The organism is Kaistella palustris DSM 21579 (assembly GCF_000422265.1).
GTDB classification, from domain to species: Bacteria; Bacteroidota; Bacteroidia; order Flavobacteriales; family Weeksellaceae; genus Kaistella; species Kaistella palustris.
Genome location: NZ_KE383812.1, coordinates 234,899 through 256,108, shown reverse-complemented (window position 1 = coordinate 256,108; position 21,210 = coordinate 234,899). Strand labels below are relative to the sequence as shown.

The window sequence follows — 21,210 nt, the reverse complement described above, 5'->3', positions numbered from 1 at the left end:
ATGATGAAAGACTTGATGGGACAGGCAATTTGGGATTTTTACCGCGGAGGAACTGCCGAAGATCTGCTTACTGAAACCTCGATCTCAGAAATTGACGAGTTGCCGGTGGCCTATTTTTTCCGAAGTTATAATGAGATGAACCAAATTGAGCAGAAAGCGCTGGCATTGGCGAACGGCAGTGTGCTGGACATTGGCGCGGGCGCAGGTTCACACAGTCTGTATCTTCAAAAGGAAAGAAAGCTGGATGTGCTGGCGTTAGATTTTTCGCGCAAATCAATTGAGGTTTGCCGACTGCGGGGTGTCAGAAACAGCGTGTGTGCGGATATCCTTCAGTTTTCAGCTGGAACTTTCGACACCATTCTACTCTTAATGAATGGAACGGGTATTTTTCAGAGTTTGAACAAGATCGATGTGTACCTTAAAAAATTATATTCGTTATTAAACAATTACGGCCAAGTATTAATCGACAGCACAGATATTCTCTATATGTACGATCGGGTAGATGACGGGGGTTTTATGGTTCCGGCTGATCACTATTATGGCGAAGTAGATTATTTTGTACACTATAAACTCGATACAGAAAACCCCATTAAATGGCTTTATCTGGACTTTGAAACTTTGAAGAAAGCCGCGGAAAACAATGGATTTAAAATCGAAAAAATACTGCAGCAAGATGACTCTTTCCTGGCAAGATTAACGAAAAAAGACCTGAATTAATTTCGGGTCTTTTTGTATTTATTGTTTTTGCTAAGTGAAACGTCCTCGCATCCTTAAAAGCAGTGCAAAAACCTTCGAATCAGAAAAGTTTTCACTGCGCCTTTGCGAAAAAAAAATACAGTAAAGAGAAAGCGATTATCCAATCTCAACACCGTTTTCAACAGTTTCAGTAGGAGTTACAAACACCAATTTTCCGTCGGCGTTGTTTGTTAAAAGTAGCATTCCCTGAGACTCGATCCCCCTGATTTTGCGTGGTGCGAGATTTAATAAAATCATCACCTGTTTCCCCACACATTCTTCAGGTGCGAAACTTTCAGCAACACCGGAAACTACCGTTCTCACGTCGACGCCCGTGTCTACAGAGAATTTTAAAAGTTTGTCTGCTTTCTCTACTTTTTCAGCAGTCAAGATAGTGGCAGTTCGTAAATCTATTTTGGTAAAATCGTCAAACTGAATTTCTTCTTTCATCGGGTTGGCTTTTGGATTTGTTTTTTTGTTGGATTCTTTGGTGTTCTCTAATTTCTGAATTTGAAATTCAATGGTTTCATCTTCAATTTTTGAGAATAATAATTCCGCCGGATTAATAAGATGGCCGGTTGGGATCAATATTTTTTGACTCTTAATTTCTTCCCAACTTAATTGCGGAACGCTAAACATTTTCTGTAATTTTTCCGCGCTGAAAGGTAAGAATGGCTCACAGATCTGTGCCAATCCCACTGCAATCTGTGCTGCGACAAATAATGAGCCTGCGGCTTTTTCCGGATTGTCTTTAATTGTTTTCCAGGGTTCTTCGATCTGAAGGTATTGGTTTCCAAAACGGGCCAGATTCATCATTGAAGTTAAAGCATTTCTGAATTCATAATGTTCCAGGAAATTTTCAATTTCTGTCGCTGCTTTGGTGATTTCATTTAATTCCTCAGCATTTTCATTACTGGCAGGAACAACTCCGTCGTAATATTTATGGATCAAAACGGCAACTCTGTTAATAAAGTTTCCGAAAATTCCCACCAATTCTGAATTGTTTTTGGTCTGGAAATCCTTCCACGTAAAATTGTTGTCTTTGGTTTCCGGCGCCGATGAAAGCAGCGTGTAGCGCAAAACATCCTGCTGGCCGGGAAACTCTTCAATATATTCGTGTGCCCAAACCGCCCAGTTCCGGGAGGTGGAAATTTTTTCATTTTCTAAATTCAGGAATTCAAAGGCCGGCACATTGGTCGGCATTACATAGTCGCCGTGGGCTTTCATCATTGCCGGAAAAATGATACAGTGAAATACGATATTATCTTTCCCGATGAAATGGATGAGTTCCGTCTCTTCATTTTGCCAGTAATCTTTCCAGTTTTTGCCGGTCTTTTCTGCCCATTCCTGGGTGAACGAAATATATCCGATAGGCGCATCAAACCAAACATAAAGCACTTTTCCTTCGGCATCAGGCAGGGGAACGGGAACGCCCCAGTTCAGGTCACGCGTCATGGCCCGTGATTTCAAACCTTCTGTCAGCCAGGATTTTACCTGACCGTATACATTTGGTTTCCAGTCGTTTTTATGACCTTCGATGATCCATTCATTCAAGAAATCTTCGTATTCGTTAAGCGGCAGATACCAGTTCTTGGTTTCCTTAAGAACAGGAACATTTCCGCTCAACATCGACTTTGGATTGATCAGTTCTGATGGCGAAAGGGTAGTGCCACATTTCTCGCACTGATCACCGTAAGCGTTTTCATTGCCGCAGTTTGGGCAGGTTCCCACGATATAGCGGTCTGCCAAAAATTCCCCGGCCTGCTCATCGAAATACTGCTCAGAGGTTTCTTCGGAGAATTTGCCTTTATTATAAAGTGTTGTAAAGAAATCCTGACTTACTTCGCGATGCTTTTCAGAAGTTGTCCGCGAATATTCATCAAAGGAAATCCCGAGGTCGGCAAACGATTTCCTGATAACCGCATGGTATTTATCAACAATATCCTGAGGAGTTACGTTTTCCTTTTTGGCGCGTATGGTAATTGGAATTCCGTGTTCATCGGAACCACAGATAAAGGCAACCTCGCTGCCGAGCCTGCGCTGAAACCTCGCATATACATCCGCCGGAATATAAACTCCCGCTAAATGACCGATATGAACAGGACCGTTGGCGTAGGGCAATGCAGCGGTTATTAATTTTTTTCCTGACCTCATTTTTCTTAATTTTTGCAAAGATAAGGGTTTCTGTTTTTTAATTCGGAGCAAATCCCAGGGACAGCGATCATAATTTGTTAAACGGTGGTTTAACTTCGGGATAAAATCAAATAAATAAGTGCGGCCAGCGTTATAAAATTTCTTAAACAGGGCGTTGTTTAGTTTAAAATTAACGTTCCTTATATGATTCAAGTCAGTAAAACTGAAGATTATTACCAATATTCGAAAAATGGGTGGAAAATTGTTTAAATTGCAACGCTTCTTTACGAGCAGTTGATATGTACTAAATATTAATCCTAAATTTTATTTTTGTGAGAAACTATACGACAGTTTTGAAAATTGCGCCCGCTTTTTTACTATTCGCGGGATCAATGTTACAGGCACAAACCCAAGATTCAGTTAAGACCGCCGATATAGAGCAGGTTGTGCTGATTGGTTATGGGAAACAGAAGAAAACCGACGTAACCGGTTCGATCTCTTCTATTTCTTCGAAAGATTTTAACGGTGGAGCCACTTCTCCTGCGCAGTTGATCCAGGGGAAAACGCCCGGTGTTCAAATTACGTCAAACAGTGGTGCGCCGGGTGCAGGATCATCTATCCGGGTGCGAGGTACTTCTTCTTTGAACGGTAGCAATTCTCCGCTGATCGTTATCGATGGAGTTCCACAGGATTTTACTGGTGTCAACGGTGCTTCGGATCCGCTTTCGCTGATCAACCCAAATGACATCGAGACTTTCGACATTCTGAAAGATGCGTCATCTACAGCCATTTATGGTAACAGAGCTACCAATGGTGTTATTTTGATCACTACCAAAAAAGGTTCGGCAGGAAGACTGAAAGTTAACTTTTCAAGCCTTGCGTCGGTTTCCACAAAAATGGGCGAAGCTGATGTGCTGACGGGTGATCAGTTCAGGGATTTCGTAAATTCTTACGCCGCTGATTCTTATAAAGACCGTTTAGGAACTGCCAATACGAACTGGCAGGATCTGATCTATCAGGCTGCCTGGGGAACTGACAATAATATTGCGCTTTCGGGCGGTATTAAAAAATTGCCGTACAGACTGTCGCTTGGGTACAATGAGCAGAACGGTATCGTAAAAACAAATAATTTCCGGAGAAGCTCTGCAGGTTTAAACTTAAGCCCAAAATTATTTGATAACCACTTGACCGTGAACGTAAATCTGAAAGGTACTTTTACCGATAACCGATTTGTAGACGGCGGAGTCATCAACAATGCGACATACTTCGATCCTACGCAGGATGTATACTCGGGTAATTCTAATTACGGAGGTTACTATGAGTGGCTTTTGGGTTCAGGTTTCAATGCGAACTCCAATTCAAACCCCATTTCTCTGTTAAATGGAATTCATGATGTTTCTTCGGTATGGCGCGGACTTGGGAATGTGCAGTTGGATTATAAACTGCATTTCCTGCCGGATCTTCATTTTAATGTGAATGCCGGTTATGATTATACCAAAAGTACAGGTCAGAAAAAAGTCAATGCCCTCTACAGAGCAGGTTTCAATGACAAAGGCAGTGTTAGCCAATATACGATGGAGAAGAAAAATAAGTTGCTGGAAACTTATTTTAACTATACTAAAACCATCAACGCAATTAATACAGGCGTTGATCTAACCGCGGGTTACGCTTATCAGGATTTCTATACAAGCATTCCCGGTGCGGCAACTTTTAAGGGAACCGGCGAAAATACGGTAGGTAAAGACTTTGAAACCAACAATACCCTGCTTTCGTTCTACGGCCGTGCAATCTTTACTATTGATAACAAATACATCGTATCGGCTTCGATAAGAAGAGATGGCTCTTCACGTTTTTACAACGGCACTTTAGATAATGTCTGGGGAAATTTCCCAGGAGTTTCTGCAGCGTGGAAAATCAACGAAGAAAACTTCCTGAAAGACGTTTCTGCCATCAGCACACTTAAACTGAGAGCGGGCTGGGGTAAAACAGGTCAGCAGGAATTGGGTGTAGGAAATAATCCAAACAACTATCCGGCATTTGCTGCCTATAACCTGAGTGCAACCGGTGCACTTTACCAGTTCGGGACTAATTTTTACAATATGTACCGCGCGAATATTTACAACCCAAACCTCACGTGGGAAACGACTACCACCGAAAATTTAGGTTTGGATTTTGGTTTCATCAATAACAGAATTACAGGATCGATCGATATCTTCCAGAAGAAAACTAAAGATCTTCTTGTAGATTCTCCTATCGCAGCAGGTGATTTAAGTAACCACAACTTACTGAACGTGGGTAATATGGAGAACAAAGGTATTGAAGGATCAATCACTGTAGTTCCTGTGAAAAACGAGAACACTACGTGGGAGGTAAGCTTCAATGCGACGCACTACCAACCCGAGATCACCAACCTTCTTGCACAGGCCAATGACACATTCCTTATTCCGGTCGGTGGAATTTCCGGCGGGGTAGGAAATACGATCCAGGCTCAGGCAGTAGGTCATGCGCCAAACTCATTCCTTGTATATCAGCAGCTTTATGATTCCAGCGGCAAACCGATGTCGGGAGTATATGCAGACCGAAACCAGGACGGCGTCGTAAATGCAAATGATATGTACTACTACAAATCTACCACACCGGATGCGATCCTGGGTTTTAATACCAAGCTCACACACAAAAACTGGGATTTTGGTTTAAGTGCCAGAGCGGTTTTAGGCAATTATGTATACAATAACCCTGCAGCCAACAGTTCTTTGCAGTCTGCATCTACAAATGATTATTTACAAAACGTTTATTCATCAGCAGTGAATTATAAGTTTGCGGTTCCACAGTATTATTCCGATATTTTTGTGGAAGACGCTTCGTTCTTCAGACTCGATAATGTGAACCTTGGTTATAACTTTGGTCAGTTTATGGGAGCGGGCAGTAACCTGAGAGTTTACGCCATGGCACAGAACGTATTCGTGATTACAGACTACACAGGAATTGATCCTGAAGTATTCAATGGAATCGACAACGGTTACTATCAAATGCCGAGAGTGTACTCACTAGGTCTTAATTTTCAATTTTAATTAAAACAAAAAATGAAATCAAATAAAATAAATTTTAGAAATATTATTGCGGGAGCAGCTTCTGCCATAATGTTGTTTTCGGCAGTATCCTGTGTGGATGATCTCCGCAGAGAGCCTATCACAGATGTTACTTCCCTGAGTGTTTATTCAGATTTTGCAAATTATCCCAATGCTTTGGCAAAAGTTTATGGCGGTTTAGCTGTAGGCGGACAGGAAGGCGGCGACGGTAGTTCCGATATCAATGGAATTGATGGTGGTTTCTCGCAATATACACGACTGCTGTTCACCATGCAGGTGATCCCTACGGATGAAGCTGTAATTGGCTGGAATGATGGTACTTTGCAAACCATTCACAAAATGAGCTGGGATTCATCCAACGAATTCATCGGTGGCCTGTATTACAGAATTTTTACAGAAATCGCTACTGCCAACGAGTTCATCAGAAATACAAGCGACGAAAAACTTGCCGCAAACGGTATAACCGGCGACAATCTGAAAGAAGCCAAATATATGCGTGCAGAAGCGAAATTCCTGAGGGCTCAGTCGTACTATCACGCGCTGGATCTTTTTGGGAACGTTCCTTTTGTGGACGAGAACTTCTTGCCGGGATCTACAACCCCGCCGCAACGAATCGTAAGAGCTGACCTTTTTAAATATGTTGAGGCCGAACTGCTTGCATGTGCTGATGAATTAAAAGATCCCAGAACGAACCAGTACGGAAGAGCAGACAAAGCCGCTGCGTGGTCGCTCCTGTCAAGACTTTATCTAAATTCAACTGTTTATACAGGTCAGGCCCGGAACAATGAGGTTATTACCTACACCAGCAAAGTTATTGCTGCCGGATATTCTTTAAAGAATAAAATTATTCAGGTTGATGACCCAAATAATCCGGATAACACAATCCCGAAAGACATCAGCTACGAAAGTCTTTTCCTTGCAGACAATGACGTTAATAATCCCGAGAACATCCTTTCAATCAATTTTGATGGCGTAAATACCAGAACCAATGGCGGTACTACTTATATGGTTCACGCTGCAGTTGGTGGTGCCAAGATGGATCCTGTAGCATTCGGGATTCCTACCGGAGGTTGGGGTGGTTTAAGAACGACCAAAGCCTTTGTAGGATTGTTTCCTGCGGATGGTTCCGACGTCAGAGGAAGATTCTTTACCGATGGCCAGAATTTGGAGATCAATGATCTAGGCGCATTTACCGATGGTTATGCTTTCATTAAATACAAAAACATAAAAAGCAACGGGCAGCCTGGAAATGATCCGGGCGGGAACTACGTAGATGCCGATATGCCACTTTACCGATTGGCAGATATATATTTAATGTATGCTGAGGCAACGCTGCGCGGCGGAAACGGTTCAGCCACTACAGCTTTGAATTACGTGAATGCGATCCGGACAAGAGCCCACGCGGTTCCTTTTACTTCCATCACGCTAAGCAATATTCTTGATGAAAGAGCACGTGAACTTAGTTGGGAAATGACCAGAAGAACAGATCTTATCCGTTTCGGAAAATTCACCACAGGTGATTACTTATGGCCCTGGAAAGGAGGTGTAAAAGACGGCGCTTCTGTGGCAAGTTACCGCAATCTGTACCCGATCCCTGCAAAAGATATTATTGCAAATCCTAACCTTGAGCAGAATTCCGGTTATTAATATTTAAATTGAATTTAAAATGAAAAAAAATATTTTCACAAAAATGATTCTGGCGCTAATTGCGGTTTTCAGCATTTATGCGTGTTCGGATCGAGATATGTTGACAGTCGAAAACCAGGGAGCTCCTATGATTTTGGACCTTTCTGCGGAATCGGTTGTTCTAGACGGTAACTTTGCCAATAACCCTGCTGTTACGCTGGCGTGGCAAACTGCAACTTATTCGGCTCCAACCGAAGTAAGTTATGCGATACAGGCGTCCGGCGATGCCGAATTTACTGCACCTTATGAACTGGGAACTGTAAACCAGTCTGTGAGAACGGTTACTTATTCCGCAGAACAGCTGAATAAAGCTGCCCAGGCGATTGGTCTTCCTGCTAATGTAGCCGGTAAGATGTATTTGCGGGTGATTTCCTTTTTGGGAACCACTCCACGTTTTTTAACTGCGACATCCAACGTGACCACTATGATGGTGACTCCGTATGAATTGGTTTATCCTTCCTTCTATCTGGTAGGTGATGCTTCTTATGTGGGCTGGACTTCTCAGAATGCACAGCTGCTTTACAAGGAATCGAGCTTTTCTTATATTTATACCTATTTGGAACAGGGTAAATCGTTCAGATTTTTGGGCCAGCAGGACTGGAATCCTATCAATTACAGTATTGATGCGCCCGGAATTAAAGATGATTACAAATACTTCAAGCAGGTTCCGGCGACAATTTCTGCAGACGGCGAGGAAAATATGAAATTCAGCGGCGCGACCGGAATTTATAAAATTACTATTGATGCGGCAACAGGAAAACAGACTTTGGATATTTCTGCTTCGCCGGTATTTGATTATGATGTTCCTGCAGTTTATATGGTAGGTACTGTAAATGGCTGGAACGAAGCCAACCCGTTGGAAATGACCAAAACGGCTACAGGAGTTTTTGAGTACACCACTACTTTAGGTGCAGGTACAGAATTTAAATTCCTTGGCCAGAAATCCTGGGGTAATTTGGAATGGGGAAATATCCTGAAAGATAACTCAGGAAATTCCGGTTTCCTTGGACCAAAAGGCGACAACGGAAATATAGCTTTCGAGGGCGACGGTTCCAATTACAAAGTAACCGTGAATCTGAAAGCCGGAACTTACTCAATCGTTAAATTATAACACGAACCACTATGAAAAATATATTAAAATTTTTACTTGTATCTCTTTTGATACCCATGTTTTTAACTTCGTGTAGAAATGATGATTTCGCCATCACAGGTTCACCGGAACCTTCCTTTAAACTTTATGATACGAGTTTGGGAAGCAACGTGCTGTATCCAACCATGGAGAATAATACATTCCGCCTTGTATGGGACGAAAGTGTGGGATCTACCCAGAACTATACCATTATGATGTCGGCAACCGAAGACTTTAAAACTCCGGTTACATTTGGTACCACCAAAGACCATACTTTCGCTGTGACTGTTGGTGAACTCAATAATGCATTGCTGCAGGCAGGTTTTTCACCTTATGAAGCAAAGCAGGTGTATTTCAGGGTTGAAGTGCCCGCAACCGATGGTTCAAAACTGGTATCCAACACGGTTTCATTTAATATCACACCTTATCCGGTTGATAAACCTGTGATCACCAACCCAACCGCAGGACTCAATTTGGTTTTGGATGCTGCGAATCCATTGGCTACAGCAACTACCGTAACGTGGGTGGATTATATGTATGGCGTAAATGCAGACTACAATGTGGAGATCGCACCGAAAGGCTCAAGTGATTTTGTATCCGCCGGAACTACCCAGAATGTACAGGAGCTGGTCTGGACCAATTTTGATCTGAATGACGCCGTACTGAAACTGGGCTTGCCTGTCGGTGTAGCATCTGAAATGGATATCCGGGTGACGGCAACAACTGTGTCCGCGGGTGGAACAATTACCAAAACTTCCGACGTGGTAACATTTAAGGTAACTCCTTACCAACCCGCATACGTACCTTTCTATCTTGTAGGTGGCGGAACTGCAGTGGGTTGGGATGCGCCTCATGCACAGCTGCTGAACCAAAATAACGAGATTTCTGAAATCTATACTTACCTCGAAAACAACGGTGAATTCCGTTTTCTGGGGCAGATGGACTGGAATCCGATTAACTACAGCTTAAATGCTTCTGGGATCAATGATTCTTACAAGTATTTTGCAACATGGTCAGCAAACCTGGAACCTTCAGGAAGCGAGAATATTAAATTCACAGGCAATTCCGGACTTTACAAAATTACAATCGACCAGAATTCGCGTGACATTACCGTTACTCCTTCGGCGATCCCTGCCTTACCGACCAATATTTATCTGGTAGGTTCACTTCAGGGTTGGGATGCTGCAACTGCGATCCCAATGGAGCAGGTTGGCGATGGCATATACGAATATACGATCGCAATTCCGGATAATTCTGAATTTAAATTTATCGGTCAGCAGGCCTGGGGCGATTTGGAATGGGCGAATATCCATACCGGCGGAAACTCAGGTTTCCTCGGTCCCAAAGGCGACAATGATAACATAAAATACAGCGGTGGTAACGCGATGTACAAAATTACCGCCAACATAAAATTGGGAACTTATAAGGTAACTCCTCAATAAGAATTTTTTAATTTGATAGAAATGAAACTGTTGCTTTTTTAGCAGCAGTTTTTTTTTATGCAAATAAGAAAGAGACTGTAAATAATTGCTTTTCACTGCCATTTTCTTTAATTTTATTGATTCGAAAAAATCATTATGAAAAATATAAAAATATCTGTACTTTTCCTTCTGTTAGGAAGTTTCACTCTCAATGCACAGGCGCTAAAATCCCCCGACGGAAAATTTGAAATGAACTTTCACTTAAAGGAAGGAGTTCCGTATTACGATTTAAAATATCAGGGTAAAACGGTGATTGAAGATTCTAAATTAGGATTAAGACTGTTGAAAGACGGCGATATTCAGTTCGCTTCGGAAATAGAAAATAAAAATCAGCAGGGCAAAGATTTAGATAACGGTTTTACAAAAACAGCGGAAAAATATGATTCTAAAAATGAAACCTGGCAACCGGTGATGGGCGAAAAGAAATCGTATGTCAATCATTATAATGAGCTCGCAGTTACCCTGAATCAGCCGGCAAATGACAGGTATATCGTAGTGAAATTCCGTCTGTTTAATGATGGTTTAGGTTTCAGGTATGAATTTCCGGAACAGAAAAATCTGAATTATTTCGTCATTAAAGAGGAAGATTCCGAAATCGACCTGCCTACAGATATGAAAGCATGGTGGATGGCCGGAGATTATGATACCGAAGAATATCAAACGCAAACCTCAAATCTCTCTGAGGTGCCCGCAAAATGGCCAACTTCCTACGATGGTAACGCCTCGCAGACTTTAATTAAAAACGCGGTGCAAATGCCTTTAATGCTTAAAAAAGAAGGTAAGGACCAATTGTACATGAACATTTCCGAAGCGGCTCTCATAAACTATGCCGCCGCAAATCTGGAACTCGACGCCAAAAACTTCAAATTCAAAACCCATTTAACTCCCGATGGCCAGGGCGCTAAAGGTTACATCCAAACACCTGCGGTATCGCCCTGGCGAACCATTATCGTATCACCGAAAGCGGAAGAGGTTCTGGCTTCAAAAATGATCTTCAACTTAAACGAACCTACGCAATATAAAGACACTTCCTACATTCACCCGACAAAATACATGGGCGTCTGGTGGGAAATGATCATCGGAAAATCTAACTGGTCTTATTCCACCGCGAATAACGTACATATTGGCAAAACTGATTTTTCTAAACTGACGCCCAACGGTAAACACGCTGCTAATAACACCAAGGTCAAAGAATACATCGACTTTGCCTCTGCAAACGGTTTCGATGCTTTACTTGTGGAAGGCTGGAACACCGGCTGGGAAGACTGGTTCGGCCACAGCAAAGAATTTGTTTTCGATTTCATCACACCCTATCCGGATTTTGATATTAAAATGCTGAATGATTACGCGCATTCAAAAAACATCAGACTGATGATGCACCACGAAACTTCCGGTTCTGCCACCAATTATGAAAGATGGGCCGACGATGCTTTTAAACTCATGAACAAATACGGTTACGAATCTGTAAAAACAGGTTATGTCGGCAATATTATTCCACGCGGCGAGCACCATTTTTCGCAATGGACCATCAACCATTACCAAAGAATTGTAGAAAAAGCCAATGATTACAAAATTATGGTCAACTCTCACGAATCCATCCGCCCTACAGGTCTCAGCAGAACTTACCCGAACTGGATCGGTGCCGAAGCTGCCCGCGGAACGGAATTCGAAGCCTTTGGCGGAAATAATCCCGATCACCAGACCATCTTGCCTTTTACCAGGTTTATGGGCGGCCCGATGGATTATACGCCGGGGATTTTTCAGACAAAACTGGATTACTATTTCCCGGGCGACACCCGATTTGTGAAAACGACCTTGGCAAAACAGTTGGCGCTGTACGTGGTCATGTATTCTCCGCTGCAAATGGCCGCCGACCTGCCCGAAAATTACGCCAGACATATGGATGCTTTTCAGTTCATCAAAGATGTCGCGCTCGATTGGGATGACACCGTAATTCTGTCTGCCGAACCGGGTGATTACATTCATACCGCGCGCAAAACCAAAGGAAAAGATGAGTGGTTTGTCGGCGGAATTACAGATGAGAATGCCAGGAATTACACCGTAGATTTCGCCTTCCTGCCAAAAGGTAAAAAATACATAGCCACAGTTTACGCCGACGGCGATGATGCCGATTACATCAAGAATCCACAGTCTTATAAAATCTACAAAAAAACGGTGACCAACAAATCGAAACTTCCCATGAAACTGGCACGCAGCGGCGGTTATGCAATTTCCCTGGAGCCCGCGAAATAATACGGCCGAGTTAGAAATTCCCCTCCTTTGGAGGGGTGGCGAAATTCGGAGAATTTTGACGGGGTGGTTGTTAGAAGTATTTTCCAGGAGCTTAATCCCGCTTTCCACTATATCTTTTGTTCCGCGTTGCTGCACAAAAGGATACCGTTGCAATCGGGGCTGGCAATTCCGGTCTGCTTATTAAAGTTTATATTGTAAAACAAAGTTTTAAAAATAACAGATATGTTCTGAACAACCTTGTCAAGGTTCAAAACTTGACAGGGTTATTTTAAAAAGTAACTTATGAAAAAGCACATAATATTTCTCCTTCTTTTAGTAGCGGCGATTTCATTCGCCCAAATTCAAAAAGTGGAACCCGCCTTCTGGTGGCACGGAATGAAAAATCCTGAACTGCAGATCTTGGTTTACGGTAAGGATATCGCAAAATATCAGGTCGAACTCTCAGATAATATCAAAGTGCAGGACCTCACAAAAACCGAAAATCCTAATTACGTTTTCATTACCGTAAATACGAACGGGGTAAATAATTCTTCCTTTAAAATTAACTTCAAAAATGGAAAGAAAACAGTTGATTCTTATACCTACGAGCTCAAAAAGCGAAATCCCCACTCTGCCGGCCGAAACTCATTTTCATCAAAAGATGTCATGTATCTTATTATGCCCGATCGGTTTGCAAATGGTGATCTTTCCAACGACTCGCAGCCGGATTTGACTGAAAAAGTAAACCGAAATTTACCCAGCGGCAGACATGGTGGAGATTTGCGCGGTATCATAAATAATTTGGATTATTTGCAGAATCTCGGAGTCACGGCGCTTTGGCTTACCCCTGCCAATGAAGACAATGAAAAGAAAACTTCTTACCACGGATACGCCCAGACCGATCTCTACAAAATCGACGGCCGCTACGGAACCAACGAAGAATATCTCGAACTTTCGCGGGACCTTCAGAAAAGAGGAATGATGCTCATACAGGATTACGTAACGAATCACTGGGGAATCTCTCACTGGATGATTCAGGATCTGCCAACGCAGGACTGGATCCATCAGTTCAAAGATGGCGAAGGCAAGTATGGTTTCAAAAGATCCAACTACAGAATTACTTCCCAGTTCGATACCAACATTGCAGAAATCGATAAGAAGGAAGCTCTGAACGGCTGGTTCGATACGACGATGCCGGATCTTAATCAAAGCAATCCCTTGGTTTTAAAATATCTCACGCAAAATGCGATCTGGTGGATCGAATATGCGGAACTTGGCGGCTTACGCGTCGATACTTATCCTTACAACGATAAGATTGCTATGGCAAAATGGGCTAAGGCAATCACCGATGAGTACCCTAATTTTAATATTGTCGGCGAAGCCTGGATGCAGAATCCCGCACACATTTCTTTCTGGCAGAAAGATTCCAAGATCGCAGAGATCGAAAATTACAACTCTTACCTGCCCTCGGTTATGGATTTTCCACTTTATACAGATTTGCCAAATGCATTAAAAGAGCAGGAAAGTTGGGACAGTGGCATGATGAAACTGTACAATTCTTTCGGCAATGATTTTTTGTATCCAAACATCAATAATATTTTAGTCTTTTTCGAAAATCATGATACTGAAAGATTCAACGAAATTTTTAAAGATGATGTGCGCTATTATAAAATGGCAATGTCATTAATTGCAACCGTTCGCGGCATTCCACAGATCTATTACGGTTCCGAAATCGGAATGCAGGGCGATAAAAATAAAGGCGGTGATGCCGACATCCGCAGAGATTTTCCCGGCGGCTGGAAAGGCGATGCCCAAAATGCCTTTGATCCTAAAACCCAGACTGCGGCACAGAAAGAATTTCACGGTTTTACGCAGAAATTACTGAACTGGCGAAAGGGAAAAGAAGTGATTCACTCCGGCAAAACCAAACATTATATGCCGCGGGAAAATGTATATGTATATTTCCGCTACAACGATAATGATAAGGTAATGGTCATCATTAATAATAACGACAAAGAACAGACCTTTGATCTGGGCCGGTTTGCGGAATCTTTAAGTGGTGTAACAAAAGGCAAAGATGTGATTTCCGGAAAGGAATTTTTGGTTTCGCCAGAAAATAAAATGACGGTTTCCGCGAAATCTTCATTAATTTTAGAACTTCAATAATTGCCGTCAACGGGCGCCGGCATACTTGCGGCACTTTCAATAATTAAAGGGATGAAAATCAAAAAAAATATTACACTTACTATCGTCACCTTCCTGTTTTTTTTCTCAAACACGCTTTTCTCCCAGAAAAAGGGTTTTTATGAAAACGTTCAGAAAAAAAATGTGAGCAAAGTGTTGGATGATCTGAATTCTTATGCGGCGAATGCCGACTTTAATAATTATTTCGACCTTTTCGCCGAAGAATCCACTTACATCGGGACCGACGCCACAGAAGTATGGAATAAAAAGGAATTTATGGATTGGTCGAAACCCTTTTTCGACGGCAAGAAACCCTGGAATTTTACGTCACTGAAAAGAAACATCACTTTCAGCGCCGACGGAAAATATGCCTGGTTCGACGAACTGCTCGAAACGCAAATGAAACTCTGCCGTGGCAGCGGCGTTCTCGAAAAAATAGGTAACCAGTGGAAGATCAGGCAATACGTTCTATCTCAAACTATTCCAAATGAGGTGAATGAAGCGGTGATCAAAATAAAAACGCCCATTGAAGACGCTGTCATTTCCGGCCTAAAGAGGTAACTTCCAAACCATCAACTGTCAACTGTCAACTGTCAACTCTCAACTAAAATTATGGCTCATAAAATAAAACCAAACCTTTCCATCGCTCAGATCATCAACATGAGCATGGGTTTTCTCGGAATTCAAATGGCCTTCGGATTACAGAACGGAAACGCCAGCAGAATCCTCGCAAATCTGGGTGCTGATGTTCATGAACTTTCCTGGTTTTGGCTGGTAGCGCCGATCACCGGCTTAATTGTGCAGCCGATCATCGGGCACATGGGCGATAATACGTGGAGTCCACTCGGTCGCAGAAAACCTTACTTTTTAATTGGTGCTGTTTTGTGTGCAATCGGTTTGGTCCTTTTACCAAATGCTGCGTCGGTTACACATCTTATTGCCGCGAATGTTTTACTGTTAGCCGTAATTTTCTTGGCGATGATGGATTTCTCCGTCAATATCGCCATGGAACCTTTCCGTGCTTTAGTTGGAGATATGTTGCCGAAGCATCAGGGAACTTTAGGTTTTTCAATCCAGACTATTCTAATTGGTGTTGGTGCCGTAATTGGTTCTGAAATGCCGAACTGGCTGACGAAATTGGGCGTTTCTAATGTAGCACCGGAAGGATATGTAGCCGATAATGTGATTTATGCCTTTTATGTGGGCGCAGCAGTTTTAATGATTTCTATTCTGTACACTATTTTCACGACCAGGGAATATTCACCCAAAGAATTTGCAGAATTCGCAGGCGAGGAAAGTATTGCAGAACCATCGAAATTTTCGCAGATGTTCAGGGATTTTTCTGCAATTCCAACATTAATGAAAAAACTCGGAATTGTGCAGTTCTTTTCCTGGTTTGCGCTTTTTACCATGTGGGTTTTTACAACGAGCGCCTTGGCAACCCACCAGTTTGGTCTTTCGCCTGAAGACACCAAATCGCTGGAATTCAATAAAGCCGGTGATTTAACCGGACATTTATTTGGACTTTATAATCTTTTTGCCATTCCGTTTGCCTTTCTTTTAACACCAATTGCAAAGAAGATCGGTAAAAAGGAAACGCATGCCCTGGCCTTATTTTGCGGAGGGTTGGGCTTAATTTCTATGTTTTTTATTAAAGATATTAACATGCTATGGATCTCAATGGTCGGACTCGGATTTGCCTGGGCAAGTATTTTAGCCATGCCATATGCAATGTTGATTGATGCGATCCCGCAAAGAAAAATGGGTGTTTACATGGGAATTTTCAACTTTTTCATCGTAGTTCCGCAAATTATCAATGGTATTTTTGGCGGGCCGGTTGTCAAAAATCTGTTTGGAAACCTGGCGATGGATTACGTGGTTGTTGGTGGCGTGTGTATGCTGATCGCCGCTGCCGTAACGATGTTCCTCATAAAAAATGATGCGAATGAAACTCCGCAGGAGATAGAAGAAGAAATTAAGCAGGTCCATTTTTAAAAAACAGGATCTTCATTAACATTAGTATCCGCCATTTACGGCGGATTTTTTTGCGGAATAATCATTGCATTTTCTGCACAACCTCAATACTTTGTTTCTTATCTTAAATCAATGTTATTTAATGTGCAGCGTTGTACTTTTGTCTAACAATTAAGGAGTTACAGTTCACATTTAAATAAAAAATATGAAAACAGTTTATCACAAAGCAGATTCCCGCGGTTACGCGGATCACGGCTGGCTAAAATCTCATCATACTTTCAGCTTTGCCAACTATTACAATCCGGAAAGAATGAATTTCGGTGTACTCCGTGTTCTTAATGATGATCAGGTTGCTTCCGGAATGGGTTTCGGCACCCACCCACACCGCGATATGGAGATTGTTTCAATCCCGCTGGAAGGTGATCTGGAGCATAAAGATTCTATGGGCACGGCTGCCGTTATCAGAAACGGAGAAATTCAGGTTATGAGCGCCGGAACAGGCGTAATGCACAGCGAGTACAACAAAAATAAAGATGGCCTTGTAAAATTCCTTCAGATTTGGATCATTCCAAACAAAATGAATGTAGAGCCACGTTACGATCAGATCAGCATTAAAGAAGGTGAAAAACTAAATGATTTTCAGCAGATTCTGTCGCCAAATGCCGATGATGATGGAGTGTGGATTTACCAGAACGCCTGGTTCAATATGGCGAAATTCGAAAAAGGATTTTCCAGGGAATACAAATTACACGATCCAAAAAATGGTGTTTACATTTTTGTATTAAAGGGTTCGGCAAAAGTAGGAGACCAAACGTTAGAAACCAGAGACGGCTTCGGAGTTTGGGAAACCGATAAATTCAATTTAGAAGCCTTAGAAGATTCTGAAATATTATTGATGGAGGTTCCTATGGAATTGCCGTAAAAAATGAAAGTCATTTAAAAAATGAAACGGGTCCGCCCGTTTTTTTTATCCTTACTTCTTTACGGCGCTCCAGATTTTTTTGCCGCCGGAAATGAGCGCCACCATGATCAATCCCGCGATAATGCCATATATAAACTGTTTTGCCATTCCCGGAACAGCAGGCAGTAAATGGTGAACCGCTTCGATATTATGTTCAAAAATTCCACCGGAAACCAAAAGTAACGCAACTGTTCCCACCACCGCTAAACCTTTGATAATTATCGGCAAAGCTTTCACAAGAAAAACTCCCAGTGTATTTAATGGACCTTTGTAGCCGGATTTTTTCATGAGGTTATAGCCTGTATCATCCATCCGTACAATAAGGCCAACAATGCCGTAAACTCCTACTGTAGCGAGAATAGCGACTATAGAAACGGTGATGATCTGTGTAGGCAGTTCTTTGCCCATTACGGATCCGAGTGCAATTATTACAATTTCAAGCGACAATATAAAATCCGTGGTTACGGCAGATTTTACTTTTGTATTTTCAGCGGTTAAATCCTCAGTGATCTCCTCCACGACAGCCTCTTCTTTTTTTCGGTGAAAGAGAAATTCAACGATTTTTTCTACACCTTCGTACGCCAGATAAAGCCCGCCAAGAATCAGTATAACTTTGATCGCAGGCGGAAAAAGGAACTGAAGCAGAAAAACAACCGGTAAAATGATCAGTTTATTGATGAAGGAACCTTTCATAATCTTCATCAGCACCGGGATTTCGCGGGACGACAGGAAACCGGTGGCTTTTTCGGCATTTACTGCCAAGTCATCGCCCAGAATTCCTGCGGTCTGCCGTGTTGCGATTTTGGACGAAACTGCTACATCATCCATCAACGCAGCAATATCATCGAGTATTGCAAAAAATCCTGAAGCCATACACTGTTTTATTTATTTTCACAAAAATAACTTTTTAGTTCAAACTTTCTCTTTTAAAAATTAATGAACTAAAGTTTTTTAAAAACGATTTCAGAAAGTCATTTTAAAATCCTATTTTCGCAAAACAAAATTTTTTAAAGTGAAAACGTCGAAATTCCATTCACCACAAGAAAAATTCCTGCCAACAGGAAATGTAATTGACGCCGAAATATAAAAAAAAGCCGACTCTCTGAATGATTGTCGGCTTTTTTGTTCACGAAAATAAATTGAGATTAAACCTGAAACAAAAAACAAAGATGAGCAATACCTACAAATCCGCCGGAGTCGACAAAGAGGAAGGCTACAAAACCGTTGACAAAATAAAAAATGCCGTTGCGCAGACCCATAACAAATACGTGCTCAATAATTTGGGAAGTTTCGGTGCTTTCTACGAGATCGGCGGTTACCGGAATCCCGTACTTGTAAGCGGAACCGACGGTGTAGGCACAAAACTGAAGATTGCGCTGGATGCCAGAAAATATGACTCCATCGGCATCGACTGTTTTGCTATGTGCGCAAATGATATTATCTGTCATGGTGCGAAACCGCTGTTCTTTCTGGATTATTTAGCCTGCGGAAAACTGGATTCTGAAATTGCTGCCGAGATTGTACTTGGAATGGTAGAGGCCTGCAAAGATAACGGCTGCGCACTGATTGGCGGTGAAACCGCGGAAATGCCGGGAATGTACAATCCAGGCGATTATGATGTGGCGGGATTTTGTGTAGGCATTGTAGAAAAAGACCGTATTATCGACGGTTCAGGTATTAAAAAAGGCTGTAAAATCATTGCATTGCCAAGCTCCGGTTTCCACTCCAACGGATTTTCACTGGTTAGAAAGATTTTTACTGATTTTAATGAAATTTTTGAAGAAAAACCTCTGTATGAAACACTTCTTGAGCCTACAAAGTTATACTATCAACCGATCCGTAAAATTCTGGAAGAGATGGATGTTTGTGGAATCGCACATGTTACCGGCGGCGGAATTATCGAAAATATACCACGTATAATTCCGGAAAATCTGTGTGCAGAGATCAATACTTCTACAATTAAAATTCCCGCTGTAATGCTGGAACTTGAAAAACGGGGGCAGATTGACCGTACGGAAATGTATGGAACCTTCAATATGGGCGTCGGAATGGTGGTGGTTGTAGATGCACACCGCGCCGAAAAAGTGCTTGATCTGATTGCAGATGCGTATGAAATAGGGGAAATTACAGAAGACGCAGAGAAAATAAAATTAATCTGACATGACCGAAGATAACCAGTTGGTGAATGGTTAGCTTTTAATAATTGAATTTCTTCACCAAATTTAAAAGAACTGTTTAAATACTGCGGTGACCTTTAATAATGATTAATGGTTTATTATTTTAAATGAAAAATATTGTTGTTTTAGTATCCGGAACCGGAACGAATTTGCAAAGGATAATAGACGGCGTTGATAGCGGTGAAATCGGGGATGCTAAAATTTCTATGGTCGTTGCCGACCGGCAGTGTTTGGGTTTGGAGCGTGCCAAAGATCACCAGATTGCTGCACATCTCATTCCTCGTGGGGAAGCATTTTCAGCAGATTTAAAAAGTATTTTGCCGCCAGATACAGATCTTATTGTTCTTGCAGGTTTTCTGTCGATCTTAAATAAAGAGTTTTGTGAATCATTTTCGGGAAAGATCATCAATATACACCCCGCATTATTACCAAAATTTGGAGGGAAAGGAATGTGGGGAACGCACGTACACCGAGCGGTTTTAGAGGGCGGGGAAAAACAAAGTGGTGCTACCGTGCACTTTGTGACTTCGGGGATTGATGAAGGCGAGATTATCCTGCAGAAATCGTTTGAAGTTTCAGCAGATGAAACTATAGAAAGTCTGGCGGCAAAGGTGCACGATGTAGAATTTGAGATTTTTCCGGAAGCGATTGATAAAGTGCTGAAATTTCCCCTCTAGAAAGAGGGGTGTCCGAAGGACGGGGTGTGTATGCTTTTTAATAGGAATATGTTAACATTCTTCTTATGATTTAGATAACTATTAAGAATAAAAACAATGTGACGCCAAGTGTCGGTAATCCTATTCAGTGAAAAGTTGAAATTGGATTTGACCGGGTATATTAAATGAAATTTGCATACAAACTTGGGAGAAAATTATTTGAGCTAAGTAACCTGATTTAACAAGCACTCGGTACCGCAATTTCCAAAGAAGCTGAAGTTTAAACCGAGGAAGTATCTTTTATTATGGAAAAAAAACTCTTGACGCATATTAATGGGATAGAAATTTTTCGTAGAAAAATAGATGTTCTTCCCAAGAATAAGGAACTTTTGGCCAAAGCAAGAAGCCTAAGAAAAGGCTATATACTGTCGGAAGTTTTATTTTGGAAACAAGTTCGGAATAGCGGATTTCATAATATTGATTTTGACAGACAGAGAATTATCGGGAATTACATCGTAGATTTTTATATTAAATCTTTGGGAGTTGTAATCGAAATCAATGGCTCAGGCGTTGACGATAAAGAAGACTGCGGTGACGCGGGACATTTTCTGGAGCGCTTGAATTTAAAAGTTTACAGAATTTCAGATTTCAGGATTAAGAATGACTTAGCAAATGTGATGAAAGAACTTGAGGATTATATTATTAAAAACTTTTCGTGAACGAAAAGCTGGTACTAAAATAAAGTTGGAACCGATTATTTAAAGATTGAACTA

The 21,210-nt window shown here is 41.7% G+C and carries 15 protein-coding genes; 13 read left to right on the top strand and 2 right to left on the bottom strand.

The window, feature by feature from the left end; genetic code table 11:
- Positions 1 to 3: 3 nt before the first annotated feature.
- Complete coding sequence (locus H562_RS0111200; RefSeq protein WP_027377585.1) at positions 4 to 717, top strand: class I SAM-dependent methyltransferase; 714 nt, start codon at positions 4 to 6, stop codon at positions 715 to 717.
- A gap of 135 nt (positions 718 to 852) precedes the next feature.
- Here H562_RS0111200 and metG read toward each other — a convergent pair whose 3' ends face one another.
- Positions 853 to 2,889 carry a methionine--tRNA ligase gene (metG, locus tag H562_RS0111195; protein WP_027377584.1) on the bottom strand — a complete coding sequence of 679 codons (2,037 nt, stop codon included), beginning with the start codon at positions 2,887 to 2,889 and terminating at the stop codon, positions 853 to 855.
- Positions 2,890 to 3,200: 311 nt separating this feature from the next.
- Here metG and H562_RS0111190 point away from each other — a divergent pair, with 311 nt between their 5' ends.
- The 9 genes from H562_RS0111190 to H562_RS0111145 all read left to right on the top strand — a co-directional run bounded on the left by H562_RS0111190 (position 3,201) and on the right by H562_RS0111145 (position 17,565).
- Positions 3,201 to 5,939, top strand: a complete 2,739-nt coding sequence (locus tag H562_RS0111190) for a SusC/RagA family TonB-linked outer membrane protein (protein ID WP_027377583.1) — start codon at positions 3,201 to 3,203, stop codon at positions 5,937 to 5,939.
- A 12-nt stretch (positions 5,940 to 5,951) separates the two neighbouring features.
- Entirely contained in the window at positions 5,952 to 7,604 is a 1,653-nt protein-coding gene (locus H562_RS0111185; protein WP_084466366.1) for a RagB/SusD family nutrient uptake outer membrane protein, read from the top strand.
- Between the two features lie 19 nt (positions 7,605 to 7,623).
- Positions 7,624 to 8,754 carry a SusE domain-containing protein gene (locus H562_RS0111180; protein WP_034691105.1) on the top strand — a complete coding sequence of 377 codons (1,131 nt, stop codon included), beginning with the start codon at positions 7,624 to 7,626 and terminating at the stop codon, positions 8,752 to 8,754.
- Positions 8,755 to 8,765: 11 nt separating this feature from the next.
- Positions 8,766 to 10,214, top strand: coding sequence for a SusE domain-containing protein (locus H562_RS15050; RefSeq protein WP_084466365.1), 1,449 nt, complete (start codon positions 8,766 to 8,768; stop codon positions 10,212 to 10,214).
- Between the two features lie 135 nt (positions 10,215 to 10,349).
- Positions 10,350 to 12,506 (top strand): glycoside hydrolase family 97 protein, encoded by a 2,157-nt coding sequence (locus H562_RS0111170; protein ID WP_027377580.1) that lies wholly within the window; start codon positions 10,350 to 10,352, stop codon positions 12,504 to 12,506.
- 282 nt (positions 12,507 to 12,788) lie between these two features.
- Positions 12,789 to 14,651: a glycoside hydrolase family 13 protein gene (locus H562_RS0111160; RefSeq protein ID WP_027377579.1), complete on the top strand. Its 1,863-nt coding sequence runs from the start codon at positions 12,789 to 12,791 to the stop codon at positions 14,649 to 14,651.
- Between the two features lie 51 nt (positions 14,652 to 14,702).
- Complete coding sequence (locus H562_RS0111155; protein WP_034691146.1) at positions 14,703 to 15,230, top strand: nuclear transport factor 2 family protein; 528 nt, start codon at positions 14,703 to 14,705, stop codon at positions 15,228 to 15,230.
- A 51-nt stretch (positions 15,231 to 15,281) separates the two neighbouring features.
- On the top strand, positions 15,282 to 16,664 hold the full coding sequence (locus H562_RS0111150) for an MFS transporter (RefSeq protein WP_027377577.1): 1,383 nt from the start codon (positions 15,282 to 15,284) through the stop codon (positions 16,662 to 16,664).
- A 184-nt stretch (positions 16,665 to 16,848) separates the two neighbouring features.
- A complete protein-coding gene (locus tag H562_RS0111145; protein ID WP_027377576.1) occupies positions 16,849 to 17,565 on the top strand; it encodes a pirin family protein in 717 nt (238 codons plus the stop codon).
- Between the two features lie 51 nt (positions 17,566 to 17,616).
- On the opposite strand, the gene H562_RS0111140 is transcribed toward H562_RS0111145, so the two are convergent.
- Entirely contained in the window at positions 17,617 to 18,477 is an 861-nt protein-coding gene (locus H562_RS0111140; protein WP_027377575.1) for a DUF808 family protein, read from the bottom strand.
- A gap of 296 nt (positions 18,478 to 18,773) precedes the next feature.
- Between H562_RS0111140 and purM the strand changes: the two genes are divergently transcribed.
- The 3 genes from purM (at position 18,774) to H562_RS0111125 (ending at position 21,156) form a co-directional block, all read left to right on the top strand.
- On the top strand, positions 18,774 to 19,763 hold the full coding sequence (gene purM, locus H562_RS0111135) for a phosphoribosylformylglycinamidine cyclo-ligase (protein WP_027377574.1): 990 nt from the start codon (positions 18,774 to 18,776) through the stop codon (positions 19,761 to 19,763).
- A 125-nt stretch (positions 19,764 to 19,888) separates the two neighbouring features.
- On the top strand, positions 19,889 to 20,458 hold the full coding sequence (purN, locus tag H562_RS0111130) for a phosphoribosylglycinamide formyltransferase (RefSeq protein ID WP_027377573.1): 570 nt from the start codon (positions 19,889 to 19,891) through the stop codon (positions 20,456 to 20,458).
- A 284-nt stretch (positions 20,459 to 20,742) separates the two neighbouring features.
- The gene (locus tag H562_RS0111125) at positions 20,743 to 21,156 is read left to right on the top strand and encodes an endonuclease domain-containing protein (protein WP_051190488.1); all 414 of its coding nucleotides are present in this window, start codon (positions 20,743 to 20,745) and stop codon (positions 21,154 to 21,156) included.
- Positions 21,157 to 21,210: the final 54 nt, after the last annotated feature.

Excerpts from the sequence above, each read along its gene's own strand:
- H562_RS0111200 (WP_027377585.1), top strand. The coding sequence starts at position 4 with ATGAAAGACTTGATGGGACAGGCAATTTGGGATTTTTACCGCGGAGGA.
- H562_RS0111170 (WP_027377580.1), top strand. The coding sequence starts at position 10,350 with ATGAAAAATATAAAAATATCTGTACTTTTCCTTCTGTTAGGAAGTTTC.
- H562_RS0111160 (WP_027377579.1), top strand. The coding sequence starts at position 12,789 with ATGAAAAAGCACATAATATTTCTCCTTCTTTTAGTAGCGGCGATTTCA.
- H562_RS0111185 (WP_084466366.1), top strand. The coding sequence starts at position 5,952 with ATGAAATCAAATAAAATAAATTTTAGAAATATTATTGCGGGAGCAGCT.
- purN (WP_027377573.1), top strand. The coding sequence starts at position 19,889 with ATGAAAAATATTGTTGTTTTAGTATCCGGAACCGGAACGAATTTGCAA.
- H562_RS0111140 (WP_027377575.1), bottom strand. The coding sequence starts at position 18,477 with ATGGCTTCAGGATTTTTTGCAATACTCGATGATATTGCTGCGTTGATG.
- H562_RS0111150 (WP_027377577.1), top strand. The coding sequence starts at position 15,282 with ATGGCTCATAAAATAAAACCAAACCTTTCCATCGCTCAGATCATCAAC.
- H562_RS0111125 (WP_051190488.1), top strand. The coding sequence starts at position 20,743 with ATGGAAAAAAAACTCTTGACGCATATTAATGGGATAGAAATTTTTCGT.
- H562_RS0111145 (WP_027377576.1), top strand. The coding sequence starts at position 16,849 with ATGAAAACAGTTTATCACAAAGCAGATTCCCGCGGTTACGCGGATCAC.
- metG (WP_027377584.1), bottom strand. The coding sequence starts at position 2,889 with ATGAGGTCAGGAAAAAAATTAATAACCGCTGCATTGCCCTACGCCAAC.
- H562_RS0111155 (WP_034691146.1), top strand. The coding sequence starts at position 14,703 with ATGAAAATCAAAAAAAATATTACACTTACTATCGTCACCTTCCTGTTT.
- H562_RS15050 (WP_084466365.1), top strand. The coding sequence starts at position 8,766 with ATGAAAAATATATTAAAATTTTTACTTGTATCTCTTTTGATACCCATG.
- purM (WP_027377574.1), top strand. The coding sequence starts at position 18,774 with ATGAGCAATACCTACAAATCCGCCGGAGTCGACAAAGAGGAAGGCTAC.
- H562_RS0111180 (WP_034691105.1), top strand. The coding sequence starts at position 7,624 with ATGAAAAAAAATATTTTCACAAAAATGATTCTGGCGCTAATTGCGGTT.